The 516-nt window shown below is 53.1% G+C and carries 1 protein-coding gene; it reads right to left on the bottom strand.

All coding sequences use genetic code 11. The features are described 5' to 3' along the window. Positions 1 to 125: 125 nt before the first annotated feature. On the bottom strand, positions 126 to 516 hold a 391-nt coding region (gene rsgA / locus ACTHS3_RS16775; RefSeq protein ID WP_440368613.1), incomplete at its 5' end, for a ribosome small subunit-dependent GTPase A.

Raw genomic sequence — 516 nt, 5'->3', positions numbered from 1 at the left:
CTTCTCTTTCCCGCTAAGGTAGCGATACCGGTTGAAAGGTAAATTTGGTTATGCTTCAACAAAAGGCCGTCTGAATTTTTCAGACGGCCTTTTTATTTATCCAAACGCTTATTTCCGTTAAAACTTTATTTCAATAATTCATCGGTAACGCGTTGCAGAAATTCGATACGCTCGGGTTTGGCTTCGCCTGATTCGGCAGCGGCTTTGACGGCGCAGCCGGGTTCGGCACGGTGGGTGCAGTTGTGGAAACGGCACTGTCCGATGAGGTGGCGCAGGTCGGGGAAGTATTGCAATAAATCGGCGGCTTGGAGATGGTGCAGGCCGAATTCTTGCAGGCCGGGGGAGTCAATGAGTCGGGTTTCTACGTTTAAATCGTATAGTTGGGCGTGGGTGGTGGTGTGTTTGCCGGAGTCGAGCGCGGTGGAAATGTCGCCGGTTCGGGCGGCTTGGTTGACGAGTAGGGCGTTGGTCAGGGTGGACTTGCCCATGCCGCTTTGTCCGAGCAGGATGTTGGTG

The organism is Neisseria sp. P0009.S007 (genome assembly GCF_051962515.1).
Note: the sequence above shows the minus strand (reverse complement) of the source record. Positions and strands in the feature narration are given on the sequence as shown.